The 25,797-nt window shown below is 59.9% G+C and carries 24 protein-coding genes and 2 pseudogenes; 11 read left to right on the top strand and 15 right to left on the bottom strand.

From position 1 onward, the window contains the following. Positions 1-5 precede the first annotated feature (5 nt). The gene (gene ampC, locus AACY49_RS14035; protein ID WP_339524485.1) at positions 6-1,160 is read left to right on the top strand and encodes a class C beta-lactamase; all 1,155 of its coding nucleotides are present in this window, start codon (positions 6-8) and stop codon (positions 1,158-1,160) included. Positions 1,161-1,385: 225 nt separating this feature from the next. Here ampC and AACY49_RS14040 read toward each other — a convergent pair whose 3' ends face one another. Then, on the bottom strand, positions 1,386-1,922 hold the full coding sequence (locus AACY49_RS14040; RefSeq protein ID WP_258699946.1) for a DUF4174 domain-containing protein: 537 nt from the start codon (positions 1,920-1,922) through the stop codon (positions 1,386-1,388). Between the two features lie 164 nt (positions 1,923-2,086). On the opposite strand from AACY49_RS14040, the gene AACY49_RS14045 reads away from it, so the two are divergent. After that, a complete protein-coding gene (locus tag AACY49_RS14045) occupies positions 2,087-2,482 on the top strand; it encodes a VOC family protein (protein ID WP_339524488.1) in 396 nt (131 codons plus the stop codon). On the opposite strand, the gene AACY49_RS14050 is transcribed toward AACY49_RS14045, so the two are convergent. Beyond that, complete coding sequence (locus tag AACY49_RS14050; RefSeq protein ID WP_339524490.1) at positions 2,464-3,249, bottom strand: sulfite exporter TauE/SafE family protein; 786 nt, start codon at positions 3,247-3,249, stop codon at positions 2,464-2,466. The genes AACY49_RS14045 and AACY49_RS14050 overlap by 19 nt on opposite strands. Positions 3,250-3,498: 249 nt before the next feature. After that, positions 3,499-3,851: pseudogene (locus AACY49_RS14055) on the bottom strand (hypothetical protein). A 248-nt stretch (positions 3,852-4,099) separates the two neighbouring features. Between AACY49_RS14055 and AACY49_RS14060 the strand changes: the two are divergent. The 3 genes from AACY49_RS14060 (at position 4,100) to AACY49_RS14070 (ending at position 6,681) form a co-directional block, all read left to right on the top strand. Next, positions 4,100-5,248: an aldose epimerase family protein gene (locus AACY49_RS14060; RefSeq protein WP_339524492.1), complete on the top strand. Its 1,149-nt coding sequence runs from the start codon at positions 4,100-4,102 to the stop codon at positions 5,246-5,248. Positions 5,249-5,358: 110 nt separating this feature from the next. Next, positions 5,359-6,180 carry an aldo/keto reductase gene (locus AACY49_RS14065; RefSeq protein WP_339524494.1) on the top strand — a complete coding sequence of 274 codons (822 nt, stop codon included), beginning with the start codon at positions 5,359-5,361 and terminating at the stop codon, positions 6,178-6,180. A gap of 30 nt (positions 6,181-6,210) precedes the next feature. Next, the gene (locus AACY49_RS14070) at positions 6,211-6,681 is read left to right on the top strand and encodes a DUF1810 domain-containing protein (RefSeq protein ID WP_339524496.1); all 471 of its coding nucleotides are present in this window, start codon (positions 6,211-6,213) and stop codon (positions 6,679-6,681) included. On the opposite strand, the gene AACY49_RS14075 is transcribed toward AACY49_RS14070, so the two are convergent. After that, the gene (locus AACY49_RS14075) at positions 6,646-9,006 is read right to left on the bottom strand and encodes a DNA polymerase II (RefSeq protein ID WP_339524551.1); all 2,361 of its coding nucleotides are present in this window, start codon (positions 9,004-9,006) and stop codon (positions 6,646-6,648) included. The two genes, AACY49_RS14070 and AACY49_RS14075, sit on opposite strands and share 36 nt — an antisense overlap. Positions 9,007-9,249: 243 nt before the next feature. On the opposite strand from AACY49_RS14075, the gene AACY49_RS14080 reads away from it, so the two are divergent. Next, entirely contained in the window at positions 9,250-9,690 is a 441-nt protein-coding gene (locus tag AACY49_RS14080; RefSeq protein ID WP_258699939.1) for a CBS domain-containing protein, read from the top strand. 22 nt (positions 9,691-9,712) lie between these two features. Here AACY49_RS14080 and AACY49_RS14085 read toward each other — a convergent pair whose 3' ends face one another. Continuing rightward, positions 9,713-10,333 (bottom strand): glutathione S-transferase, encoded by a 621-nt coding sequence (locus AACY49_RS14085; protein WP_339524499.1) that lies wholly within the window; start codon positions 10,331-10,333, stop codon positions 9,713-9,715. A 214-nt stretch (positions 10,334-10,547) separates the two neighbouring features. Continuing rightward, complete coding sequence (locus AACY49_RS14090) at positions 10,548-11,642, bottom strand: DUF1615 domain-containing protein (RefSeq protein ID WP_258699937.1); 1,095 nt, start codon at positions 11,640-11,642, stop codon at positions 10,548-10,550. A 198-nt stretch (positions 11,643-11,840) separates the two neighbouring features. Between AACY49_RS14090 and AACY49_RS14095 the strand changes: the two genes are divergently transcribed. Continuing rightward, positions 11,841-13,379, top strand: coding sequence for an FAD-dependent oxidoreductase (locus tag AACY49_RS14095; protein ID WP_339524502.1), 1,539 nt, complete (start codon positions 11,841-11,843; stop codon positions 13,377-13,379). Between the two features lie 130 nt (positions 13,380-13,509). Here the strand turns inward: AACY49_RS14095 and hemB are convergent, their stop codons facing one another. The 3 genes from hemB to AACY49_RS14110 form a co-directional block, all read right to left on the bottom strand. Continuing rightward, positions 13,510-14,484 carry a porphobilinogen synthase gene (gene hemB / locus AACY49_RS14100; RefSeq protein ID WP_258699935.1) on the bottom strand — a complete coding sequence of 325 codons (975 nt, stop codon included), beginning with the start codon at positions 14,482-14,484 and terminating at the stop codon, positions 13,510-13,512. 134 nt (positions 14,485-14,618) lie between these two features. Then, positions 14,619-15,461, bottom strand: a complete 843-nt coding sequence (locus AACY49_RS14105) for a PhzF family phenazine biosynthesis protein (RefSeq protein WP_339524505.1) — start codon at positions 15,459-15,461, stop codon at positions 14,619-14,621. Between the two features lie 23 nt (positions 15,462-15,484). After that, on the bottom strand, positions 15,485-16,192 hold the full coding sequence (locus AACY49_RS14110) for a glutathione binding-like protein (protein WP_339524507.1): 708 nt from the start codon (positions 16,190-16,192) through the stop codon (positions 15,485-15,487). Positions 16,193-16,509: 317 nt separating this feature from the next. On the opposite strand from AACY49_RS14110, the gene AACY49_RS14115 reads away from it, so the two are divergent. Then, positions 16,510-17,181 (top strand): histidine phosphatase family protein, encoded by a 672-nt coding sequence (locus tag AACY49_RS14115; RefSeq protein ID WP_408980623.1) that lies wholly within the window; start codon positions 16,510-16,512, stop codon positions 17,179-17,181. Between the two features lie 45 nt (positions 17,182-17,226). Here the strand turns inward: AACY49_RS14115 and mnmH are convergent, their stop codons facing one another. Next, complete coding sequence (gene mnmH / locus AACY49_RS14120) at positions 17,227-18,327, bottom strand: tRNA 2-selenouridine(34) synthase MnmH (RefSeq protein WP_339524510.1); 1,101 nt, start codon at positions 18,325-18,327, stop codon at positions 17,227-17,229. Then, on the bottom strand, positions 18,327-19,361 hold the full coding sequence (gene selD, locus AACY49_RS14125) for a selenide, water dikinase SelD (protein WP_339524511.1): 1,035 nt from the start codon (positions 19,359-19,361) through the stop codon (positions 18,327-18,329). The genes mnmH and selD overlap by 1 nt, the downstream gene beginning before the upstream one ends. Positions 19,362-19,669: 308 nt before the next feature. Here selD and AACY49_RS14130 point away from each other — a divergent pair, with 308 nt between their 5' ends. The 3 genes from AACY49_RS14130 to AACY49_RS14140 all read left to right on the top strand — a co-directional run bounded on the left by AACY49_RS14130 (position 19,670) and on the right by AACY49_RS14140 (position 22,045). After that, on the top strand, positions 19,670-20,626 hold the full coding sequence (locus AACY49_RS14130) for a nucleoside-specific channel-forming protein Tsx (RefSeq protein WP_339524513.1): 957 nt from the start codon (positions 19,670-19,672) through the stop codon (positions 20,624-20,626). Positions 20,627-20,650: 24 nt separating this feature from the next. Next, complete coding sequence (locus tag AACY49_RS14135; protein ID WP_339524515.1) at positions 20,651-21,685, top strand: purine-nucleoside phosphorylase; 1,035 nt, start codon at positions 20,651-20,653, stop codon at positions 21,683-21,685. A gap of 132 nt (positions 21,686-21,817) precedes the next feature. Further along, the gene (locus tag AACY49_RS14140; RefSeq protein ID WP_258699927.1) at positions 21,818-22,045 is read left to right on the top strand and encodes a DUF6555 family protein; all 228 of its coding nucleotides are present in this window, start codon (positions 21,818-21,820) and stop codon (positions 22,043-22,045) included. Between the two features lie 132 nt (positions 22,046-22,177). On the opposite strand, the gene AACY49_RS14145 is transcribed toward AACY49_RS14140, so the two are convergent. The 4 genes and pseudogenes from AACY49_RS14145 to AACY49_RS14155 all read right to left on the bottom strand — a co-directional run bounded on the left by AACY49_RS14145 (position 22,178) and on the right by AACY49_RS14155 (position 25,635). Next, positions 22,178-22,336: a metallothionein gene (locus tag AACY49_RS14145; protein WP_086945083.1), complete on the bottom strand. Its 159-nt coding sequence runs from the start codon at positions 22,334-22,336 to the stop codon at positions 22,178-22,180. Between the two features lie 95 nt (positions 22,337-22,431). After that, positions 22,432-23,253 carry a methyl-accepting chemotaxis protein gene (locus tag AACY49_RS31830; RefSeq protein ID WP_445262642.1) on the bottom strand — a complete coding sequence of 274 codons (822 nt, stop codon included), beginning with the start codon at positions 23,251-23,253 and terminating at the stop codon, positions 22,432-22,434. A 36-nt stretch (positions 23,254-23,289) separates the two neighbouring features. Then, positions 23,290-24,114, bottom strand: a pseudogene (locus tag AACY49_RS31835) (cache domain-containing protein); the annotation flags it as partial. A gap of 204 nt (positions 24,115-24,318) precedes the next feature. Continuing rightward, positions 24,319-25,635 (bottom strand): Na+/H+ antiporter family protein, encoded by a 1,317-nt coding sequence (locus AACY49_RS14155; RefSeq protein WP_258700694.1) that lies wholly within the window; start codon positions 25,633-25,635, stop codon positions 24,319-24,321. Between the last annotated feature and the right edge of the window lie 162 nt (positions 25,636-25,797).

Raw genomic sequence — 25,797 nt, forward strand, 5'->3', positions numbered from 1 at the left:
CAATCATGCCTAAGAAAAATCAGAACAAGCTCTTGTCCTACAGTGCTTTCGCACTTCTCCTCGGAGTCAGTCACAGCTTTGCTGACGAGCGCATCGAAGCCATCGTGAAGGCTGCCGTCGAACCGGTTATGCAGCAACAGCAAATCCCCGGCATCGCGGTCGCAATTACCGTCAATGGCCAACCGCATTACTTTAACTACGGTGTGGCCTCAAAGGAAAACGGCAAAGCCGTCACCAAAGACACTTTGTTCGAAATCGGTTCGGTGAGCAAAACCTTCACCGCCACCCTCGCCGCCTATGCACAGGCGACCGGAAAACTGGCCCTGTCGGACAACGCCAGTCAGGTTTTGCCGGCCTTGCGCGGCAGCGTGTTCGACAGTATCAGTGTGCTGCAACTCGGCACCTACAGCGCCGGCGGCCTGCCGCTGCAATTCCCCAGTGAGGCAGACCATCAGGACAAAATGCTCGGCTACTTCAAACAGTGGAAACCGACCTACGCCGCCGGCACTCATCGCCAGTATTCAAATCCCAGCCTGGGGTTGTTCGGCTACCTGGCGGCCCGCAGCATGGGTGCGCCGTTCGATGAGTTGATGGAAAAAACCTTGCTGCCGAAACTGGGCCTCAAGCACAGCTACCTCAAGGTTCCGCAGGATCAGATGGCACTTTACGCTCAGGGTTACACCAAGGAGGACAGGCCTGCGCGGGTCGAGCCGGGTGCGCTGGATTCCGAAGCGTATGGCGTGAAAACCAGCGCCGCGGATCTGCTTCGCTATGTTGAGGCGAACATGAATCCCGCTTCGCTGGAAAAACCCTTGCAGCAGGCCATCGCCACCACTCACACCGGCTATTACAAGGTTGGCGAGATGACTCAAGGGTTGGGTTGGGAGTTCTACAACTACCCGGTGACGCTCAACACATTACTGGCCGGCAACTCGTCGCAGATGGCATTTGAGGCTCATGAAGTCCAGTGGCTGACCCCGCCGCAACCTCAACGCGACACCGTGCTGATCAACAAAACCGGTTCAACCCGCGGCTTCGGCGCCTACGTCGCCTTTATCCCGGCCAAAGACATCGGCATCGTGATCCTGGCCAACAAAAACTACCCGAACCCGGAGCGAGTCAGAATCGCCCACGAAATATTGAGTGCGCTGGCTGAATGATCTCAACCACTCATTGAGGCTGCCCCCTCGCCACAGGGTTCAGCGGTGGCAAACAAAATGGGCGACCTCTGAGGTCGCCCATTTTCGTTACTGAATTGAAACCTGCGCCTGCAGACGTCGCCCGATCACATCCATCAAATCACCGAGACAGAACCTGTAGGAGCGGGCTTGACTGACTGGCATTGGCGCAAGCCCCCCCCTCACCACAAAGGTTCAACAGAAAATTCAATCATCCGGCATTTCAGGCGGCTTAGCGGGCTTCGCCGGTTTGCCTTTGGCACCTTTGGCCGGTGCAACTTCAGCCACTGGCGCTGGCACCGGTACTGTCGCTTCCTTCTCGGCGGTCGGCAGCTGGTCGACGGTGTTGAAAATCTCTTTCAACTCGACCGTATTCGATTGCTCAAGCTTCTTTTCGCCATCCTTGCCGATCAGGATGATTTTGCTCTTCGCACCGGCACCCAATTTGAGCGAGCGGATCAACGCCATCGTCGATTGCGGGTCGAGGTCTTTGCCATCCCGTTGGCCCATCGTATTGATCACGGTGTACAGCACCATGTTTCGATCGGTGAAACCCTTGCGGTTGGCGGAGTCGTCCAGTGATTTTTTCAGGTTGAGCCAGGTGGGGTCGACTGAACTGGGCGCGATGACAATCAGCGGACGGGCCCTGCCCACGTCTTTAACCAGCGGGGAATCGTCATCGGCGGCGAATGAAGGACCGACGAAAGCCAACAGAGTAGCCAGGGTCAAAGACCTGATGAGCATGCGCATCTCCTTTTGATATCCACGCTCTAATGATTGCGCATCGCGGTGATCGTTCCGGGCGATGCACCGCGATTGTGTTCCGCCTTGCCCAAGCTTAGGTCAGGGCGGTCATTGCGCAACAGCCTGAGCTAATCTCATAGCTGATTCATCGTGAGGGTTTATCCATGAGCGCTCAGCTGAACCACACAATCGTGTGGTGCCGTGACAAACAGGCCTCGGCGCACTACCTGACCGACCTCCTCGGCCTGCCTGATCCCGAGCCGTTCGGGCCGATGCTGGTGGTCAAGTTCGATAACGGGGTGTCGCTGGATTTCTACAACAACGACCCGCCCATCGCGTCCCAGCACTATGCGTTCTTGATTGGCGACGACGACTTCGATGCGGCCTTCGCTCGTCTGCAAGCGCTCAAACAGCCCTGGTGGGCCGATCCGGGCAAGCAGCGGCCGAACGAAATCAATGATTACGCCGGTGGCCGGCGGGTGTATTTCGATGACCCGGACGGGCATCTGCTGGAGATTTTTACTCGGGAAGCGGTATCGGATCAGAACGCCAGTTTATAGCCGATCAGCACCAGCATCGTCGCCAGGCACGGACGCAGCAGTTCGTCGGAGATGCGCCCGGTCAAATGGCTGCCCAGGTAAATCCCTGGCAGCGAACCGACCAGCAAGAAGCCCAACACGTGCCAATCCATGTTACCCATGCTCGCGTGGCCCAGGCCGGCGACCAGGGTCAGGGGCACCGCGTGAGCGATTTCGGTGCCGACCAGGCGACGGGTGGGCAACAGCGGATACAGGATGAACAGCGCGACGGTGCCCAGGGCGCCGGCGCCGATGGAGGTCAGGGCCACCATGGTGCCGAGGACCAGACCGGTGATCACGGTCAGTACATTCAACCGGGAGCCGCTGGGGTTGTAGTGGCCGCCCGCCCGTTTGTGGGCGAAATCGAGCAAGCGTTTCTTGAAGAAAATCGCCAGTGCCGTAGCGAACAATACGAAGCCCAGCGCTTGTTTGATGATGGCGTTCATCGCGTCGGGCGAGGTCTGCAAAGTGCTCAGGAACCACAGCGTCAGGGCTACCGCCGGCACACTGCCGAGGGTCAGCCAACCGGTAATCGCCCAGTCGATGTTCTTGTTCTTGCGATGAACCAGCACACCGCTGGATTTGGTAATGGCCGCGTACAGCAAGTCCGTGCCCACCGCCGTGGCCGGGTTGACGCCGAACCACAGCAGGATCGGCGTCATCAACGAACCGCCCCCGACCCCGGTCATCCCGACAATAAAGCCGACCACCAGACCTGCAACGACCAACCCGAAATTACCGAATTCCATTAATACGCCCAGAAAATCGCATGAAATAAACCGGTCCGCAGCATAGCGATTTTTCTTATAACCACTTATATCGATGCGGTCTATCGTTATGCCAATTCATTGAGCCGGAACACGGTTTTTTCCTGAACATATCCCTTGTGGGAGCGAGCCTGCTCGCGAAAGCGGTCCAACATCCAACAATGATGTTGGCTGTGAGTCCGTCTTCGCGAGCAGGCCCGCTCCCACAGGGGATTGGGTTCAGCACTCGTTTTATTGCACCGGCAAAAAATTCAGGAACAGCAGACTCTGGGCGTAGTTGAGGCCGATCCGCCGGTAGCGCTCGTCGAGCATCTGGGTCAGCAGGTCCAGCCGCGCGACGGGTTGCGCAGGTAGAGCTTGTTCATCAGCAGGTAGAGGCTTTCGAGGTTGTCGCGCATCGTCAGGGTCGCCATGCGGTCGACGCTGGTCTGGAGGAATTCCTGGGGTTTGCCATTGCGAAACTGGCTGACGACATCGTTGCCCGGTTGATGGCTGCAGCCACTGGCGAAGAGTATCGACAGGCTCATCAGCAGCAAGCAATGACGGCGAATTCGCAGGGTAACGCAAGGTAAAACTCGAGCCATGGGTTCTTGAACTTGGGCATGGGCCAGCGGTGGGGATCGCCGCAGGCTGGCCAAGGGTAGAACCGTGAAAGCTGAAAAAGTGCAGTGCCGGTGGTCCGTGAGCGCTGGCTACCGTAAAGGCGACACAAATTAGTCATACTTTATAATTGAAATATTCAAGGAATAGACTATAAATCCTTCCTTGATCGCGCTAAAACACGATCATTAGTATGACTACTTCTTAAAAACAACAAAAAGGAAGGTCAACCATGCTTCAATCTCGACACCTGCTCTCCGGCCTCGGACTGTCCCTGATGATCGCCACCCTCCCCGCTCACGCCACCGGCTTATCCAGCGAACGCAGTGCCTTTGGCAAAACCAATGACGGCACGCCCGTCGAGCAATACATATTGCGCAACAGCCATGGACTGCAGGCCACGGTCATTACCTACGGCGGGATCCTCCAGTCGCTGAAAGTGCCGGACAAAAACGGCAAGCTCGACGATGTGGTGCTGGGTTTCGACGACGTGCAGGGTTATCAAAGTGGCACGGCGTTCTTCGGCGCGACCATCGGCCGCTTTGGCAATCGCCTGGCCAACGGCGCCTTCGAGCTGGACGGCAAACGTTTTCAGGTGCCACTCAACGACGGCAGCAATTCGCTGCACGGCGGAGCTCAAGGTTTTGACAAGCGTGTGTGGAAAGCCGAACCGAACAAGGGCAAGGATTCGGTGGGCGTGACGCTGACGTATCTGTCGGCGGACGGTGAAATGGGCTTTCCCGGCAACCTGAAAACCGAGGTCACCTACAGCCTCACCGAGAACAATGAGCTGCGCATCGACTACAAGGCCAGCACCGATAAGCCCACAGTGCTGAACCTGACCAACCACAGTTATTTCAACCTGGCCGGCGCGGGTAACGGCGATGTGTTGAAGCAACTGGCGACCTTGCACGCCGCCCATTACACGCCGGTCACCGGCAAACTGATCCCCACCGGTGAACTGGCCCCGGTCGCCGGCACGCCCATGGACTTCACCCAACCGACGGCCATCGGTCAACACATCAAGGTCGATCACCCGCAATTGAAATTCGCTGAACCGAAACAAGGTGGTTTTGACTTCAACTGGGTGCTGGACGCCAAGGGCGATGTGGGCAAACTCGCCGCCGATGTCAGCGATCCGCAATCTGGCCGTCGGTTGCAGCTCTACACCACTGAACCCGGCGTGCAGTTCTACACCAGCAACTTCCTCGATGGCACGGTCAAGGGCAAGGCTGCCAAGATTTATCCGCATTGGGGTGCCTTTACTCTGGAAACCCAGCACTATCCGGACTCGCCGAACCAGCCGGGCTTCCCGTCCACGCGGCTGGATCCGGGCAAGACCTATGCCCAGACCACCGTGTTCAGGTTTTCCGCCCGGTAAGATCAAAAGATCGCTGCCTTCGGCTGCGATCTTTTGATCTTACCGGACGGAACCACCCTGCTATTTTACTGCCAACTGTAGTATCGATCGGACTTCGACAAGGAGGATTCATGCGTACTCTTGAGTTGGCCGGCAGCCCTGTGCCGGTCATCGGCCAAGGAACCTGGCACATGGGAGAGGAGCGCTCCCGGCACACGAAGGAAGTTGCAGCGCTGCGCCTGGGCATCGAGTTGGGTATGACCCTGATCGACACCGCTGAGATGTACGCTGAAGGGGGCGCCGAAGAGGTGGTGGGTGAAGCCATTGCCGGCCTGCGCGATCAGGTTTTTCTGGTCAGCAAGGTCTACCCCCACAACGCCAGCCGCAGAGGCATCCCCCAGGCTTGCGAGCGCAGCCTGCGGCGGCTCAATACCGATTACATCGATCTCTACCTGTTGCACTGGCGCGGCGAGTATCGCCTGGAGGAAACCGTCGAAGCCTTCGAACGCCTGCGTGAAGACGGCAAGATCGGCCGTTGGGGCGTGTCCAACTTCGACCTGAACGACCTGGATGAACTGGCCTCACCGGCCTGCGCCACCAATCAGGTGCTGTATAACCTGGAAGAGCGCGGCATCGAATTCGATCTGCTGCCCTGGTGTCAGCATCAAAGGATGCCGGTGATGGCCTATTGTCCGATCGGCCAGGGCGGGGCCATGCTGGCCAATTCGACGCTCAAGCAGGTGGCCGCCCGTCATGAGGCGACACCTGCGCAGGTAGCGCTGGCATGGATTCTGCGTCAGAACGACGTGATCGCCATCCCCAAAGCGGTCCGTCCCGAGCATGTGCAGCTCAACGCGCAAGCAGTGCAATTGCGCCTTGAAGCGGGGGATCTGGAGGCGCTGGACCAAGCGTTTCGCGCGCCACAACGCAAGCAGCGGTTGGCCATGGTCTGAGCCATCGCGGTTCTGTAAGAGGGCATCGGCATGAGAAGTACCGATCAGCTCGACACTTTCAATTTGCCACGCTTCGTTCAGGCGCAGGACCCTGTGTTCGAGTGGGTACAGGAGGAGTTGCGCGCCGGCCAGAAGCGCCGGCACTGGATGTGGTTTATCTTTCCGCAGTTTTCCGGGTTGGGCGACAGCGAGATGTCCCGTCACTTTGCCATTCGCTCCAGCAAGGAAGCCGCAGCGTACCTGGAGCATCCGTTACTGGGCCCACGCTTGCATACCTGCACGCAATTGGTCCTGGACATCCCTCAAAGCTCGATTGGCAAGATTTTCGGGCATCCCGACGACCTCAAGTTTCACTCATCGATGACGCTGTTCGCCCAAGTGTCGCCAAAAGGCAGCCTGTTCCATCAGGCACTGGATCAATACTTTCACGGCATACCGGATGACTGGACGCTGTCGCTGCTGGACTCAAAACAGGCCCAGTTGCCCCCCAATCAGCGTTGAGAAATCGTCATCCACGAACGGCAGGATCGCGTCCGCCACCGGTTGCAGCTGCCGGGTGACGTAATGGTCGTAATCGATGGGCGCGCTGCGGATTTCCAGCGGCTCGGGGCCGGCGACGGTGATCACGTAGCTGATCCAGCCGCCGTTCTGATATTGCCGCGGCCGCCCCTGCCGGTCGTTGTAATCGTCGGCGATGCGCGCGGCCCGCACATGGGGCGGCACGTTGCGTTGATAGTCATCGAGGGGCCGACGCAGGCGTTTGCGGTAGATCAGGCGCTCGTCGAACTCACCGGCCAACGTCTTGCGCACATAGTCACGTACGTAATCCTGATAGGGCTTGCGATTGAAGATGCGCAGGTACAGCTCCTGCTGGAATTGCCGGGCCAGCGGCGACCAGTCGGTGCGCACCGTTTCCAGGCCTTTGTAGACCATTTCATTGGTGCCATCGGCGCGGGTGACCAACCCGGCATAGCGCTTCTTGCTGCCCTCCTCGGCGCCGCGAATGGTCGGCATCAGAAAGCGTTTGTAGTGGGTTTCGAACTGCAATTCCAGGGCACTTTCCAGCCCGTACTCCTGTTTCACATGCTCGCGCCACCATTGGTTGACATGGTCCACCAGCGCGTGGCCGATTTGCGCGGCCTCTGCCTGACCGTGGGGGCGGCGCAGCCAGACGAAGGTCGAGTCGGTATCGCCATAGATCACCGTGTGCCCTTGGGCTTCGATCAACTGGCGGGTGCGCAACATGATCTCGTGCCCGCGCAAGGTGATGGACGAGGCCAGCCGTGTATCGAAGAAACGGCAACCGCTGGAACCGAGTACACCGTAGAACGCGTTCATGATGATCTTCAGGGCCTGGGACAGCGGTGCGTTGTGTTCGCGCTTGGCGGTTTCGCGGCCTTCGGCGACCCGGGCGACGATGGCCGGCAGGCAATGCCGGGTTCTTGAGAAACGGGCACCGCGAAAGCCCGGCACCGACTCGCTGTCGTCGGGATGCCGGAGCCCTTCGATCAAACCCACCGGGTCGATCAGGAAGGTGCGGATGATCGACGGATAGAGGCTTTTGTAGTCGAGCACCAGCACCGATTCATACAGCCCTGGTTGCGAGTCCATGACAAAACCGCCGGGGCTGGCCTGCGGTGGTTTGCCGCCGAGGTTCGGCGCGACGAAGCCCTGACGGTGCATCAACGGCATATACAGGTGAGTGAACGCCGCCACCGAGCCGCCGCTGCGGTCCGCCGGCAAACCGGTGACGCTGGCCCGCTCCAGCAGGAAGGTCAGCAACTCGGTCTTGGCGAAGATCCGCGTCACCAATTCGCAGTCCTTGAGGTTGTACTTGGCCAGGGCTGGCTTGTCCTCGGCGAACATGCGGTTGATTTCGTCCATGCGCTGGTACGGGTTGTCGATCGACTTGCCCTCGCCCAACAGGGTTTGCGCGACGTTTTCCAGGCTGAACGACGGGAAGCTCCAGGTCGCCGAACGCAGCGACTCGATGCCGTCGATGATCAACCGGCCAGCGGCCGAAGCGAAATAATGATTACGGCTGCCGTGCTCGCGCCACTGCATTTCTTCGCCGCCACGCCCCAGCTTCAGCGGCACCGCCAGGCGGCGAGCATGTTCGTGCAGTACGCGCAGATCGAACTGCACGACGTTCCAGCCGATGATGGCGTCGGGGTCGTGCCGGGCGAACCATTCATTGAGTTTTTTTAGCAGCAGGGTTCGCGAGTCGCAGTATTCGAGCTGGAAATCCACCTCGGCATCATCACCATTGGGCGGCCCGAGCATGTACACCTGACGCTCGCCGCAGCCTTCCAGGGCGATGGAATACAACTCACCCTGGGCGGTGGTTTCGATGTCCAGCGAGACCAGCCTGAGATTCGGTCGGTAACCGGGCGCGGGTTTCATTTGCGCGTCGAGCAGCAGGCCATCGGCGCTGGGTGTGCCGCCGAACAAAACGGGGGCAGTGATGAAACGCTCCATCATGTAGCGTTCCGGCGGACGGATGTCGGCTTCAAATACATCGATGCCTGCTTTGCGCAGCGCCGTTTCCAGACGCATCAACTGACCGTGCTGCTGGCAGTACAAGCCAAGCACCGGGCGGTGCTCGAAATCCTGAAGGGCAAGCGGTCGCAGCTCGACGTTCTTCTCGCCGCGCAACAGCACTTCGGCTTGCTCACGCAGGGCTGCCGGAATGAATGCGACCGACGGTTGATGCGGCAGGCGGATACGCCGGGGACCGGCATCGGTCGCCAGCCAGAACTCGACTTCCGTGCCCGCCGGGGTATCGCGCCAATGCCGGGTCAGGACGAAGCCCTGCTGTAAATCCACCACTGCAACCTCAACAATCTGATTCAAGTGGTGATTCTACGCGTGATCGACCCCACAGGTTTCATACCTTGACTGACTGGCATTGGGGCAAGCCCCCTCCCCACAAATCTGTAGGTGTCGGACTTCTATCAAAGAAAAATCGCTGAATGACGCTTTTTGCGTGTTATCTGCCGCTTTGCGCCTTGCTCTGTGAGCCCGTCTCTACGATTCTTCAAGAACAACGACTACACCTGAGAAACTGCCATGAAAACCGTCGCCCAACTGCTCAAGTTAAAGGCCCAACAGAATCAGGAAGTCCATACCATTGCGCCCCATCAAATGGTGCTGGAAGCGCTGATGGTGATGGCCGCAAAAAACGTCGGGGCGTTACCGGTCCTGAAGGATGGAAAGGTCGTCGGCATCATCAGCGAGCGGGACTATGCTCGCAAACTGGTGCTCAAGGGGCGCTCCTCGGTCGGCACACCGGTCAGCGAAATCATGGTGTCGCCGGTGATCACCGTGGACACCCATCAAACCGTCGAAACCTGCATGGGCATCATGTCCGACAAACGCCTGAGGCACTTGCCAGTGGTGGAAAACGGCGAGTTGCTGGGCTTGCTGTCGATCGGCGACCTGGTCAAGGAAGCCATCGCTGAACAGGCTGAACTGATTCGGCAGTTGGAACAGTACATTCGCGGCGAGTGATCCCCTTGTGGGAGCGGTGTTCCTATGGCCAATGCCGTGAGAAGACCGGCGCCAATGCAGGGTGGCGGTCGAAGCGTTCGACCCAGGCGAAAAAACCCGGTCGCGCCAGGCGCAAGTGCTCCCGGGTGCCCGCCCAGCGCGTCACCACCGCCGCCAGAATATCCAGCGCGCCTGGTGCTCCCTCGCCCAGGTACAACTTGCCGGCGAACTGATCGGCAAACACCTCCCAATGCCAATGCAGGCGCTGGCGGGCACCGGCCATGAGGTTTTCTCTGGACGACTCGTCTGCCTCGGCCAGCCAGCGCTCGGGGTAATCGATGATGCCGATGGCGGGATAGCAATTGCTCACGATGTACACCAGGCCATGAATCACCTGATCACGCTTGAGCGGGTTGTCTGGCAGCAGGTTCGACTCCGGGAACGTGAGGCCCAGATGAATCAGAATGGCCGCACTCTCGGTGAGAACGCCGCCATCGGGCAGTTGCAGAGTGGGAACCTGCTTGAGCGGGTTGAGCTTCTCCAACGCCTGAATCGCCTCCGGGGACGATGATACATCGATGAAGCGATAAGGAACCTCGCACAGCTCCAGCGCGGCTTCGATGGCGGCCGCACCCGAATTCTGATGCCCGTAGAGCTGGTACATGACTAAATCTCCTCTGCGACTCTCTCTTTGTAGCAGCTGCCGAAGATTGTGCTCGAATACCTGATCAGCCAATACCAATCAGTCAGGGCGCGAACCCTGTGGGAGCGGGCTTGCTCGCGAAGACGGTGTGTCAGGCGACGTCAATGTTGATTGTGCCGCCGACTTCGCGAGCAATCCCGCTCCCACAATTTGCGCACCTAAACTGGCAGCTCGGTTACCCCCCCGCGCGCTTCATACAGCGCTGATAACGCTCATCGACCCGCTTGGCGAACCACGCCGTGGTGAGTTTGCGGGTGATTTTCGGGCTTTGCAGCACGATTCCCGGCAACACTGCGCGGGGCAATGGCCGGCCTTCGGCCTGTTCAGCCAGGGCGAAGACGCGCTGATAGAGCTGGCTGTCCTCGAATTCGAGACCTTTTCCCTCCTCCAACTGATCCCGAATGGTCGGGTTGCGCATGTCCAATTGCTTGCCGAGGGTGCGCACGGCCAGTTCCGTGGTGCCGGGCATGATCGAGCCGTAGCGCACCATATCGCCATCCAGCGCCAACGGAATACCCGTCGCACGACTGACCGCGTTCTGAAACGCCGCATTGCGGCTGGCGTACCAACCGGCGTTGAAATCGGCGAAGCGATAGAGCGGTTGTTTGTAGCTCACCGGATAACCGAGCAAGTGGGCGATACCGAAATACAGGCCACCGCGACGGGTGAACACTTCGTGGCGAATCGAGCCGTCCACCGGGTAGGGATAATCCCGCGCCTGCTGTTCGGCAAAGTCAATGCTGACCTGCATCGGTCCGCCGGTGTGCACCGGGTTGAACCCACCGAACAAGGTCCGGCCCATGGGCACCATCCCGATGAAGTCATCGAAAATCGCGCTGAGTTCTTTTTCACTGCGCGCGGCATTCAGCCGGTCGCTGTAACTTTTGCCATTGGGTGAACTGACCTGCAAGGCGCCGCTCACCAGCAGGCTGGGAATATGGGCTTTGGCGGCGCGGCGGTCGATCTCGTCTCGGGCGATCTTGCCCAGGCCAGGCACCGGAGGATCAGCCTGAAACGTCGACTCCTGCTCGGCGACCGCGAGTACCGAACACAGGTTTTGCGTGGTCGGCGAAATCTTTTGTGCGGCAAACGCTGCATAAATATCCGTGGCCCAGCCCTGGCGGTCGACCGTCTTGGCCGGCAGCAGACGCACGATCTCGGCCTTGACCTCGGCAGGCTTGCGGGCCGGCGGTTCCTGAGTGCGCTGAGTACCGCAACCGGCCAGTACCAACAGCGCCGCGACACTCACGATCAATCGATTGACTTGCATGATGCTCCATCAAATCCGTTGAGCCGGGTTAACCATACGATCAATGGCATGGCGCAGGCTATGACTGTGGCGCCCTCTCCCTGTTCCGTAGCAGCCTCGCAGGCTCGGCAGCTGCTACGGAGGGGCCTTTGGGCAGCCGAGCGGCGGGGGCATTCGGGTTGAACCATACTTGATCCACAGACCGAGGAGGACAGGCTCATGCACCGTAGCGACGTTCTGATCATCGGCGCCGGCCCGACCGGGCTGGTACTGGCGCTGTGGCTGAGCAAACTGGGGATTGAGGTGCGGATTATCGACAAGACCTCGGCCCCCGGCACCACCTCACGCGCGTTGGCAGTACAGGCCAGAACGCTGGAGTTGTATCGCCAGCTCGACCTCAGCGACGCCGTGGTGCAGAACGGCCATCGAGTGTGCGCAGCGAATTTCTGGGTCAAGGGCGAACCGGTCGCACACCTGCCGCTGAGCGCCATCGGCGAGGGTTTGACGCCCTATGCGTTCCTGGAAATCTATCCGCAAGACGAGCACGAACAGCTGCTGATCGAACGCCTGGAGACCTTCGGCATTACGGTGGAGCGCAACACCGAACTGCAAGATTTCGAGGAAACCGGCGACGGCATTACCGCAACGCTGCGCTTGCCCGATGGCCAGCAGCAAACCTGTCAGGCCTGTTACCTGGCAGGCTGCGACGGCGCCCGCTCGATTGTGCGAAAAACCCTGGACACCGGTTTTCCGGGGGGCACCTACCAGCAGATTTTCTACGTGGCGGATGTACAGGCCCGCGGCCCGACGTTCAACGGTGAATTGCATGTGGATCTCGACGAAGCCGACTTCCTCGCCATTTTCCCCTTGGACGGCGAAGGTCGCGCCCGTCTGATCGGCACGGTTCGCGACGAACGCGCCGACCGTGCCGACCGTGCCGAAACCCTCCAGTTTGCAGACGTCAGCAGCCGGGCCATCGAGCATTTAAAGGTGCAGATCGATCAGGTGAACTGGTTCTCGACCTACCGCGTGCATCACCGGGTAGCGGATCACTTTCGCACCGGGCGCGCGTTTCTGTTGGGCGATGCCGCCCATGTCCACAGCCCGGCGGGTGGCCAGGGCATGAACACCGGGATCGGCGACGCGATCAATCTGGCCTGGAAATTCGCGGCGGTGTTAAGTGGCAGCGCCACGACCAAACTGCTCGACAGTTATGAAACCGAACGCATCGCCTTTGCCCGGCGCCTGGTGGCCACTACTGACCGGGTGTTCAATTTCGTCACCGCCGATGGGCCAATTGCCGACGTGATGCGCATACGCGTGGCCCCCTTTTTGATCCCGAAAATGATCTCGTTCGAGGCAGCCCGGGAGTTCATGTTTCGCACGGTGTCACAGACCACCCTCAACTATCGTGGCATGCCGTTGAGCGAGGGCGTTGCCGGCCATGTTCACGGCGGTGATCGCCTGCCCTGGGCCCACGACGATGAAGGGGACAATTTCGAGTCGCTGAAAAACCTGACCTGGCAGGTGCATGTTTACGGCGACACCAGCGACGAGATGATCGCCTGGTGCCTCGAGCATCGCCTGCCGTTGCAGGTGTTCGACTGGCGACCGGTGTTTGAAACAGTGGGGCTGGCGCGCAACGGGTTTTACCTGCTGCGGCCGGATACCTATGTGGCGATCGCCGACTACAGCGCCGATCCGAAGGTGATCGAGCGGTACTTCCGCGATCATGGGATACGGCCTTTCATCAGTTGAACCCGAGGCCAACGAAGATCAACTGTGGGAGCGGGCTTGCTCGCGAAGGCGGTGTATCAGTCGCCATCAATTTCGACTGGCACACCGCCTTCGCGAGCAAGCCCGCTGCCACAGGGTTATGGGGTGGTTTTTAGATCCCGGCCAAGGCCAGGTCCATCGCGAAGTAAGTGAAGATCAAATCCGCTCCCGCCCGTTTGATCGCCCCCAGGCTCTCACGCACCACACGATCCTCATCGATCGCCCCGGCCTGGGCGGCGAATTTGATCATCGCGTACTCCCCGCTCACCTGATATGCCGACAACGGCAGACGCGACGCTTCACGGATGTCGCGGATGATGTCCAGGTACGCGCCAGCCGGTTTGACCATCAGCGCGTCGGCACCTTCCTGTTCGTCCAGCAACGATTCACGCACCGCTTCGCGGCGGTTCATCGGGTTCATCTGATAGCTTTTGCGGTCGCCCTTCAGGGCACTGCCGCCGGCTTCGCGGAACGGACCGTAGAGCGCCGAGGCGAATTTGGTCGAATAGGCCATGATCGCGGTCTGGCTGAACCCCGCTTCATCGAGCGCCCGGCGGATGGCCTGGACCTGCCCGTCCATGGCTGCCGACGGCGCGATCACATCGGCACCGGCCCGAGCGGCGGCCACGGCTTGCTTGCCGAGGTTGATCAGGGTCTGGTCGTTGTCGACTTCGTGGTGGTGCAGCACGCCGCAATGGCCATGGTCGGTGTATTCACAAAAACAGGTGTCGGACATCACGATCATTTCCGGCACGGCGTCTTTGGCAATGCGCGACATGCGCGACACCAGGCCGTTGTCGTGCCAGGTATCGCTGCCGTTACCGTCCAGATGATGGGACACGCCAAACGTCATCACCGATTTGATCCCGGCCCGGGCGTAACGCTCGATCTCACCGGCCAGCTTCGACTCGGGAATGCGCATCACGCCGGGCATGCTCTTGATCGGCACGAATTCGTCGATCTCTTCCTCGACGAAAATCGGCAGCACCAAGTCATTCAAGCTGAACTCGGTTTCCTGGAACAGGCTGCGCAGGCTCGCATTGCGACGCAGACGGCGTGGACGTGCTTCGGGGAACTGACTGGGCATGGGCCCTCCTGAAAACGGCGGGTGAGACAAAAGTCGTAGGGGGCGAAGCTTATGCCCAGTGCGGCACAGCGCACAAACCTTGCGCAGCAGAAAAACCCTTACCGCTTCGGTAACAATCACCGCATTCCCACAGGTTAAATCGTCAGCGTCCCTGTAATACAGGTCACCGCCGCGCCGCCAATCCAGATCTCATCCCCCACCTGCTCCACCTGAATCCGCCCGGCGCGCCCCATTGTCAGGCCCTGGCTGACGACATAAGACGCCGGAGCCAGCCGTTCGTTGAGCAACCATTGGGCAATTCCGGCGTTCAGGCTGCCAGTGGCCGGGTCTTCCAGCATGCCGTCGCCGGAGATGAACGCACGCACTTCAAACTGCGCATCAGCGCCATCGCGCTCGGGGTGCCACGGTGCGATGACACCGACCGCGAGGCCGAGCATCTGCGAATGATCCGGTTGCAAGTCCAGCACCTGCTGCCGATCCTCGACCATCACCGCCAGCCAGCCGGCGCCGTTGTCGACCCATTGCGTGCGCACAATCGCGCCCGGCGCCAATCCGAGGGCGCGCCGTACGCGCTCGACCAGCTCGGCGTCCACCGGGCCGGACCTGATCAGCGGTGGCGCGAGAAACGCCAGCTCCGCCCCCTGCCGACGTACCCGCACCAGGCCGACACCGCACTCCTGAATGATCTCCTCGCCCTTGGGCACCCCACCGGCCTCGAGCCAGGCATGACAGGTCCCCAACGTCGGGTGACCGGCGAACGGCAACTCTCGCAGGGTGGTGAAGATACGCACCCGATAGTCGGCCCGGGGGTCCAGGGGTTCGAGCACGAAAGTGGTTTCGCTGAGGTTGGTCCAGGTTGCGAACGCCGCCATGCGCTCATCGCTGAGCTCGTCGGCGCCGAACACCACCGCCAACGGGTTGCCCTTGAGCGCGACACGGCTGAAGACATCTACTTGCTTGAAATCGAATGAGCTCATTGCCTGCCTTGGTGGTGAGGGGTTCAAAGAGGTTGTTTGGGGATTTCCAGCCCGCGAATCACCGCCGGCCTTGCCAGAAAACGCTCCAGCACGCGGGTGACATTGGGGAAATTCTGGATGCCCACCAAATCGCCGGCCTCGTAGAAGCCGATCAGGTTGCGCACCCACGGAAAGGTCGCGATGTCGGCGATGGTGTAGCGCTCGCCCATGATCCAGTCACGCCCTTGCAGACGGTCATCCAGGACGTTGAGCAGGCGCTTGCTTTCGTCGACGTAGCGATCACGGGGACGCTTGTCTTCGTAGTCCTTGCCGGCGAATTTGTTGAAGAAACCGAGCTGACCGAACATCGGCCCGATACCGCCCATCTGAAACATCAACCACTGAACGGTCTCGTAACGCGCCGCCGATTCCTGCGCCAGCAGTTGCCCGCTCTTGTCGGCGAGGTAAATCAGAATCGCCCCGGACTCGAACAGCGCCAGCGGTTGGTCCCCCGGACCGTGGGGGTCGAGGATCGCCGGGATCTTGTTATTGGGGTTCAGTGACAGAAATTCGGGGGACAGCTGATCGTTGGTGTCGAAGCCCACGCGATGCGGCTCGTAGGGCATCCCGATCTCTTCGAGCATGATCGAAACCTTGACGCCATTGGGCGTTGGCAAGGAATAGAGCTGAATCCACTCCGGGTACCGGGCCGGCCATTTTCGGGTGATGGGGAATACAGACAAATCGGTCATGAGGGGCATCCGGTACAAAGAAAAGGCTGAGCATAATCCAGGATCGCCGACCGACGGTTGTAATCTTTTCATGGCCACCAATGGTTTACTTAAATCCGCAACATCCTGTCGATAACCTTTCCCCCAATCCGTTCAAGGTTGCCGCTAAAGTGCCAGGCACCTCGCTCGGATCGAACCAAAGGGCTTCGGAGGACTCTGAGCATTGCCCTGTAGAAAACGGACCGGGTCAACGACATGGGATACACCCGATGCTGAAAGCTCGCGGTGTCAAGGTTTGTCAGCCTTAACCGAATGCGCTGAAGATCACTAATTCGATGATGAATCCTTTGAAATTCGCCAAACGTTTCCAACATCGCGCCTACGTCTTCCTGCCCTCCCTGCTGGCGGTCAGCGCATTGTTTTTGTCGCTTGAGTCCAGCGAAAGCCGCGCCCAACCGGCGGACGGCACTCAGACGCTGGTATTTCTGCGCCACGCGGAAAAACCCGCCGGCGGCCTGGGTCAGCTCAATTGTCAGGGGCTGAACCGCGCCATCGACCTGGCCACCTTGTTGCCGGAAAAATTCGGCAAAGCCAATTACGTGTTTGCCGCCAACCCGACGCGCAATGTCGAGGAAGGCGAATTGGATAACTCCTACAGTTACATTCGCCCCCTGATGACCATCAGCCCCAGCGCGATCAAGCTCGGCTTGCCGGTGAACATCAACTTCTCGGCCAACGACACCAGCGATCTGGCGGATGAACTGCTGCACGACAAGTATCACAATTCGGTCATTTATACGGCCTGGTCCCACGGCTATCTGCCCGAGCTGATCAACAAAGTCGCCGGGGAAGCCGTCGGTACAAAACAGAACATTACCGATGACTGGGAATCGAGCGACTACGACTCGCTGTACGTGCTCACGCTGACCTGGCACAACGGCAAGGCCAGTCTGCAGAGTCACAGCTACAAGCAGGGGCTGGATAACGGTCGGGAGAGCTGTCCGACGTAAGCTGTGATCGTGGTGGCTTCGAGTTTTATAGTGCCTTTCTCGGCCTCATCGTGGGCAAGCCCGCTCCCGCAGATACTCAATGACAGCCCCCCGCTCCCCGACAAACTCAATCCGCGTACCCTTCTTCTCCCGCTGAAACGCATACATCGGGTCGTAATATTCGCGCAGCAACCCTTCGATCCAGCCCCGGTGCAAATCCACCGCACCGCTGTTCGCCTGTTCTGCCAGCGCATCTTCCATCAAGGTCAACATCCGCTGATGACGTTCGCCACCCAACCGTTTCTGGACATTGTTCAGGCTCGCCAGCAAACGTTCGGAAAACAGCGCGAAGCCTTCATCGCCATGCACTTCAATGAACTCGGCGCACAAGTCCACCACGTAATCACGCAGGATCCGCTCGACCCGCCCTTCCAGGCTGTCTTCCAGCCAAACCATCGGAAACTGCTGCATGCCCTGATACAGCGGCAACGGTAAGGCGCAACTGCCAATCGCGCGGCTCTCGTCTTCCAGCACGAACTGTTCGATGCCGCGGGCGCGCTTCTTCAGCACGTCCACGGCCAAACGGTTTTCAAAGTCGATGTTGGAGGGTTGGCCGGTGGCGCGCTTGCCGAAACTGGAGCCGCGATGATGGGCGTGGCCTTCAAGGTCCAGCCCGTTGCTCAACTGCGTGAGCACCTCGGTCTTGCCAGTGCCGGTCATGCCGCCCAGCAAAACGAAATCGCACTGGGCAACGGCCTGATCGAGCGTATCGAGCAAAAAGGTGCGCATGGCCTTGTAGCCGCCACCGACCCGCGGATAGTCGATACCCGCTTCGTCCTTCAGCCATTGCTGAACGATTTGCGAACGCAAGCCGCCGCGAAAACAATACAAATAACCATCCGGATGCGCCCGGGCAAAATCGGCCCAGGCCTGGATGCGCTCGGCCTTGATCTGGCCGGCCACCAATTGATGCCCCAGCGTAATGGCCGCTTGCTGACCTTGCTGCTTGTAGCAAGTGCCGATCCGTTGCCGCTCGAGGTCATTCATCAGCGGCAGATTGACCACGCCGGGGAATGCACCCTTGAGGAATTCGACCGGCGCGCGGGTATCCATCATCGGCCGGTCGTTGAGAAAGATGTCGCGGTAATCGGTGAAGTCGATGGACATCAAAACACCTCTACCGCGTTAGTCTGTCGCTCAACCAGTTCGCCGATCGGCTCAAGGGCCAGACCGAGTTCGGCCGCCACCGCCAGGAACGCTTCGTCGCCTTCGGGCGTGACCGCAATCAGCAGGCCGCCGCTGGTCTGCGGGTCGCAGAGCACGCGTTTGTGCAACTCCTGGAGCCGGCCGACCTTGCTGGCGTAACTGTCGAAATTGCGCAGCGTGCCGCCGGGTACGCAGCCCTGATCGAGGTAATACTCGACACCCGGCAGGCGCGGCACCCGGTCGTATCCGATGCGGGCAGTCACGTTGCTGCCGTCGGCCATCTCCACCAAGTGCCCGAGCAAGCCGAAACCGGTGACGTCGGTCATTGCGGTCACGCCGTCAAGTTTGCCGAAACGGCTGCCGGGTTTGTTCAGGGTGCACATCCAGTCGCGGGCCAGGCCGATGTCGGCATGGCGCAACTTGCCCTTCTTCTCGGCCGTGGTAAGGATGCCGATGCCCAAGGGTTTGGTGAGGTACAGCAGGCACCCGGCGGTGGCGGTGTCGTTGCGCTTCATGTGGCGCTTTTCCACCAGCCCGGTCACGGCCAGGCCGAAGATCGGTTCCGGCGCGTCGATGGAATGGCCACCGGCCAGAGGAATCCCCGCCTCATCGCAGACCGAACGCCCACCACGAATCACTTCCCGGGCAATCTCCGGTGCCAGCACATTGACCGGCCAGCCGAGGATCGCAATCGCCATCAACGGATCGCCGCCCATGGCGTAAATGTCACTGATGGCGTTGGTGGCGGCGATGCGGCCGAAATCGAACGGGTCGTCGACGATCGGCATAAAGAAGTCAGTGGTCGACACCACGCCGCGCTCTTCGTCGATGGCATACACCGCCGCGTCATCGCGCGAGGCATTGCCGACCCAGAGTTTCGGGTCCAGATTCTGCGCCCCGCTGCCGGCCAGAATCACTTCCAGCACCTGGGGCGAAATCTTGCAGCCGCAACCTGCGCCGTGGCTGTATTGGGTCAGACGAATCGGCTCGCTCATGGGATGCACCTTGTGAAGTCAATGCCCAGGATTCTACAGCAACCCCCATTTGTAGGAGGGCGCGTAAGTACGATCTTTGTGCAACGACACTCGCTTTGGTGCACTCAGGTAGGTCTCCTTTGCTCTATTCCCCGAGATCCTTGACCGAAAGGACAGCAAAACCACCAATTCCCTCTATTTTTCAGCGTATTGAATAAACTGGTATGCCTTGTGCAAACGTTTGCGAGTCGCCGATACCGGCCTGTTCGCCACCTAACCGCGCAAACCCGCACCACCGGGCTTTCGATCCGCACAAAAAGGGATTTTTAATGCATTGCACCTCCAGCCGCGTGACTTGCTCACGCACTTTTGCTGTTTCCTTGCTGCTGGCCAGCGTTACAGGACTACTCAGCAGCCACGTTTTGGCCCAACCGGCCGCCGCCGAAGAATCCGCCCAGGGCGAAGCCCTCAGCCCTGAAGCCAACCCGCCGAAAAAAGGCGCGTACCTGTCGGACTGGTTCAACCAGGACCTGACCGTCATCGGCAGCAAAGACATCAGCTTCGGCCCGCAACCGGCCGACGATATCTATCTGGAATACGAGTACTTCGGTCGCAAGGGGCCGTTCGAGTTGTACGGCTACATCGACATTCCGAAGATCTTCGACATCGGCAACAGCCATGACAAAGGCGTGTGGGACCACGGCTCGCCGGTATTCATGGAGCACGAACCGCGCATCTCCATCGACTACCTGGCCGGCCGCAGCCTGGCCGTCGGGCCATTCAAGGAATGGTACGTGGCGTTCGACTGGATCTACGACCACGGCAGCAACAGCGCCAACCGCGCCAACACGCTGTACAGCGGCCTGGGCACCGACATCGACACCCATTCGCGGGTCAACCTGTCGGCCAACTTCTATGGTCGTTACCAGTGGGAAAACTACGGCGCCAGCAACGAGTATTCGTGGGATGGCTACCGCGCCCAGCTCAAATACATCGTGCCCATCAGCAGTTTCAGCAACGGCGCTTCGCTGACCTACATCGGTTTCACCAACTTCGACTTCGGCTCCGACCTGCACAAGGACAACCCGGCCCGTACCGCCAATGCCACCGTGGCCACCAACGTGTTGCTATACGCCTTCACCCACTTGCGATTCACCCTGGTCGGCCGTTACTTCCACAACGGCGGCAACTGGGAGGACGGCAGTGAGTTGAATTTCGGCGACGGAAACTTCCGCGCCCGTTCCAACGGCTGGGGCTACTACGCCGGTGTTGGCTATCAGTTTTAAGGCTTATTTGAATCAGGAGATTTTATGAAGGCAATGACGCGTCGTTCCCTGTCTGTCGGTTTTGCGGTAAGCACCCTGCTCTCTTCCTCTGCCTGGGCGGTAGAAGCACCGATCCAGCCGAAAGTGATGCTGATCACCATGTTCGCCCCCGAGGCGCAGAACTGGATCGATCGCCTGGAACTCAAGCAAGAAGTGCGCGTACCGGGCCTGTCCGCCGAGTACCCGAATATTCGCTGCAACACCCAACAGGTGTGCCTGATGGTCACCGGCATGGGCCAGACCAACGCCGCCGCCTCGACCCTGGCCCTGGCGCTGTCGCCGAAATTCGACCTGCGTAAAAGTTACTTCCTGATCGCCGGGATTGCCGGTATCAGCCCGAAACACGGCACCCTCGGCACCACCGCGTGGGCGCACTATCTGGTGGAGTTCGGCACCCAGTGGGAACTGGATTCCCGGGACGCGCCGAAAGACTGGCCGACCGGTTATCTGGGCATCAACACCAAAGGCCCGAACGAAAAGCCGCCGCTGGACTACAAGACTGAAGTGTTCGAACTCAATCCGAAGTTGCAGGCCAAGGCCTTCGCCCTGAGCCACAAGGTCGAGCTGAGCGAGAGCAAGGAGTCGGCGGCGTGGCGCTTGAAGTACCCGTCGGCCCCGGCCAATCAGCCGCCGGTAGTGACCCGGTGCGACACGCTGGCGGGTAATACCTGGTTTTCCGGAACGCGGTTGAGTGAGCGGGCGGAAGTCTGGACCCGGCTGCTGACCAACAACGAAGGTGTCTACTGCACCACTCAGCAGGAAGACAACTCCACCTACGAGGCGCTACTGCGCGCTAGCCGCGAAGGCTTGGTGGATGCCCGGCGCCTGGCGGTGGTGCGCGCCGGTTCCGACTTCGACCGACCGGCACCGGGCCAGAGCGAGGTGGATAACTTGCTCAAATATGCCGATCAGGGCGGGTTTGTGCCGGCACTGGAGAACCTGTACCGCACGGGAAATCCGCTGGTGCAGGATATTTTGCAGAACTGGTCGGTTTGGGAAAAAGGCGTGCCTGAAGCCTGATCTGACGCTACAAAACCCAAAGTGGGAGCAAGCTTGCTCCCACTTTGATTGGGTTATGGCAACTGACAATCCGACTGAATTTTTCGCCCGCCCCGCGATCCTTCTATTACAACAGGGAGGAAAACAGGCTTTATGAACAACGCAAAACTATTCGTCATTGAGTACACCCTTCACGGCAAACCCAAGTCTTTCATTATTCGCCTGGAGAAAATGGACAACGCAGAGGCTTGGCACTGGGCCAGTTGCGACGCCGGAGTCGGACGGATCCCGCGCTTTGGCCGCGAGAAGGTGCAAAAGACCAGTAAACCGCTGGCGGAAAAATTCGGCGTCGAGAACGTTACCTGGCGACCGGCGAGTTGAGCTTTGAAAGGGAGGAGCCATTGAGCTAATGCTGGGCAGCTAAACGCAATTCCTGTGGGAGCGGGCTTGCTCGCTCCCACAGGTTCCGCCCCTTAACAGACTCCCAATGGCTCCACTTTTTTGGCTGAATAGTCAGTGCTTAGCGCACTTGCAGCCTTTGGTAGAGCATTCTTCGCCGTGTTCGTGATGTTTGGCGCAGCCTTCACAGCAATAGTGCTTGCCGTGACGCACGATGGGGTGATCACCCAGTTTGCATGAGCATTTGGGGCAGTCGCAGGTACCGTCGTTCATGAGTCTGACTCCATGGTGATGGTCGTCCGGGTGCGACGGATGCGCACCGTATTACCAGTGTAGGAGTTGCAGTCAGCCCTGCCCTGTTCACAGCATCAAATGCGGAATTGCCCGACCAGTTGCCCCAGGCGCTGGCCGAGATCAGCCAAGCTGCGCGAGGTCTGGGCGCCGAGCTGAGTTTCGTCGGCGACGCTGTCCACCGCCACGGCGATCTGGTGCACGCTGCGGTTGATCTCTTCGGCCACGGCGGTTTGCTCTTCGGCGGCGCTGGCAATCTGGGCATTCATCGAGTTGATGGTGCCGATCAGCTGGGCCATGGCGTCCAGAGAGGCCCCGGCCTCGTTGGCCTGGGCCGAGGTGCCGTCGCCGGCCTCGCTGGAGCGGCGCATGGACTCGACCGCCGATTGGGTGCCGGCCTGCAAGCGGTCGATCATGCCCTGGATTTCCTGGGTGCTGATCTGTGTGCGACTGGCCAGCGCCCGAACTTCGTCGGCGACTACCGCAAAACCACGCCCGGCCTCACCGGCGCGGGCCGCTTCAATGGCGGCGTTGAGCGCCAGAAGGTTGGTCTGTTCGGCAATCGAGCGGATCACCCCGAGCACGCTGACAATTGACGACACATCTTTCTGCAGGCTGTCGAGGGACACGCCGCTGCTGCGAATGTCGTTCACCAGCGCATGAATCTTCACGATGCTGCCGGCTACCACGCGCTTGGCGGCCTGGCCCTCTTCGTCGGTCTGCTGGGCCGCGACTGCCGCGTTTTGCGCGCTCTTGGCCACTTCCTGGGCTGCCGCCGACATTTCATTGATCGCCGTGGCCACCTGATCGGTCTCGTGCCGCTGACGTTCCATGGCCTGATCCGAGCGCTGAGCCTGATCGGACACCTGATTTACCAACCCGGTCAGTTGCGAGGTCATTTCGGTGATCTGACGCACCAAACCGTGGATCTTGTCGACAAAACGGTTGAACGAGCCAGCCAGTTCGCCGAGTTCATCCTGGCTGGTGATGGTCAGGCGCCGGGTCAGGTCGCCCTCGCCCGCCGCGATGTCATCGAGGTTGGCCTTCATCAGGTTCAGCGGACGCAGGATGGTATTGGCCAGCAGCATCCCGGCAGCGGCGATCACCAGCAGCACCACCACGGCAATCCCGACAATGCTCAGCACCACGCCTTGCATGCGTTCCTGGACCTTGGCCTCGACCACCGCCACTTGAGCCTCGATGCCGTCGAGATTGATCGAGGTGCCGAATGCCATGTCCCACTTGGGCAGGTATTCGGTGTAGCCAAGCTTGGGTACCAGCACTTGGGTGTTACCGGGCATCGTCGAGCTGTATTGCAGGTAGTGGGTACCGTCCTTGGCGACTTTCACCAGATCGCGGTTGATGTAGACCCCGTTCGGGTCGCGATTGTCCTTGAAGCTCTGGCCCAGGCCTTCAGGGCTGTTGGCCTTGAACAGACGCACGATGTTGGAGTCGTAGCCGAAGAAGTAGCCGTCCTTGCCGTAGGTGATGCTCGACAGCAACTTGATCACCTGGGCCCGCGCCGCGTCATCGCCGGGGGCGGCCGCGTCGTAGAGCGGTTTGATCGTGGTCATGGCCACGGCGACGTAGCTTTGCAAGGTCGCCTTGGCATCGCTGAGCAGGCGCTGACGGGTCTCCTCGACTTCCTTGCTGGCCTGCTCTTGCAGAATGAACAGTGTGGTCAGGCTGATGACCAGCGCAAAGAGCAGCACCGGGAGGACGGCAAGGGACAGAACTTTGGCCTTCAGACTCATGCGCATGACGTTCACTCTGTGATTTTGTTGGCGTGGTTAAAGGCTATAACGGCACGCCGCAGCAAAAGTTGAATGTGGTCCTTGTGGGAGTCTAAGTCCTGCGCAAGACTCAAGCGGGCTTGCTCGCGAAGGCGGTGGCACAGTCAACACTGATGCCGCCTGACACACCGCTTTCGCGAGCAAGCCCGCACACATTTGATCCGGGGTGTTTTACAGGACCATCGCCGCCACCCAGCCGAACGCCAGCAGCGGCAGGTTGTAGTGCAGGAAAGTCGGGACCACGGTGTCCCAGATGTGGTGATGCTGGCCGTCGATGTTCAGACCGGAGGTCGGGCCCAGGGTCGAATCCGACGCCGGTGAGCCGGCATCGCCCAATGCGCCGGCAGTGCCGACGATGCACACGATGGCGATCGGGCTGAAGCCCAGCTGTACGCACAACGGCACGAAAATCGCCGCCAGAATCGGTACCGTGGAAAACGACGAGCCAATGCCCATGGTCACCAACAGGCCCACCAGCAGCATCAACAGCGCACCGATGCCTTTGCTGTGGTCGATCCATGAGGCCGAGGACTCCACCAGTGTCTGCACATGACCGGTGGCTTTCATCACTTCGGCAAACCCGGACGCGGCGATCATGATGAAGCCGATCATCGCCATCATTTTCATGCCTTCGGTGAACAGGTCATCGGTTTCACGCCACTTGACGATGCCCGATGCCGAGAAGATCAGGAAACCCACCAGCGCCCCGATAATCATCGAGTCCAGCAGCAGCTGAATGATGAACGCGGCGGCAATGGCCAGCCCGGCGACCATCAGGCTCAACGGGTTGTACTGCACCGCGACCTGTTCGACCTGCTCGATCTTTTCCAGGTCGTAAACCCGCTTCTTGCGGTAACTGATGAACGCTGCCCCGAGGCCAAACACCATGCCCAGCGCCGGAATGCCCATGGCATGGGTGACGTTGATGCCGCTGATGTCTACGCCACTACGGGCGACGTTGGCCAGCAGGATTTCATTGAGGAAGATATTGCCGAAGCCCACGGGCAGGAACATGTACGGCGTGATCAGCCCAAAGGTGATGACGCAGGCGATCAACCGACGGTCCAGTTGCAGTTTGGTCAGCACATATAAAAGAGGCGGCACCAGCAACGGGATAAAAGCGATATGAATCGGCAAAATGTTCTGCGAGGCGATGGCCACCACCCACAGCAAGCCGATCAGCAGCCATTTGACATTGCCGCCACCGTTGGCGTGCTGGCGATCGACCATGGCCAGGGCTTTGTCGGCCAGCGCATGGGCCAGGCCAGACTTGGCGATGGCCACCGCGAACGCGCCAAGCAAGGCGTAGGACAACGCCACCGTCGCCCCGCCGCCGAGGCCGTTGTTGAAGGCTTTGAGCGTCGCGTCGATGCCCAGACCACCGGTCAAGCCACCCACCAGCGCGCCAACGATCAGCGCGATCACCACATGCACGCGGGACAGGCTGAGTATCAGCATGATGCCGACCGCGGCAATTACTGCATTAATCATCGTTACCTCAAGGCAAACGGAATGAGTCCGGCCGGCAGTCTGCATGAGCCGCCAGCGGATTAAAGGAAGGGTTTTATTAGAGGGCGCGCACTGTGCCGCAGCATCGTTCCCTTGTCAAAGCGAACGGCCATTGCCGATATGTAATGGATTGCGAATCAG

Source organism: Pseudomonas sp. EL_65y_Pfl2_R96 (assembly GCF_963970905.1).
Lineage (GTDB): Bacteria > Pseudomonadota > Gammaproteobacteria > Pseudomonadales > Pseudomonadaceae > Aquipseudomonas.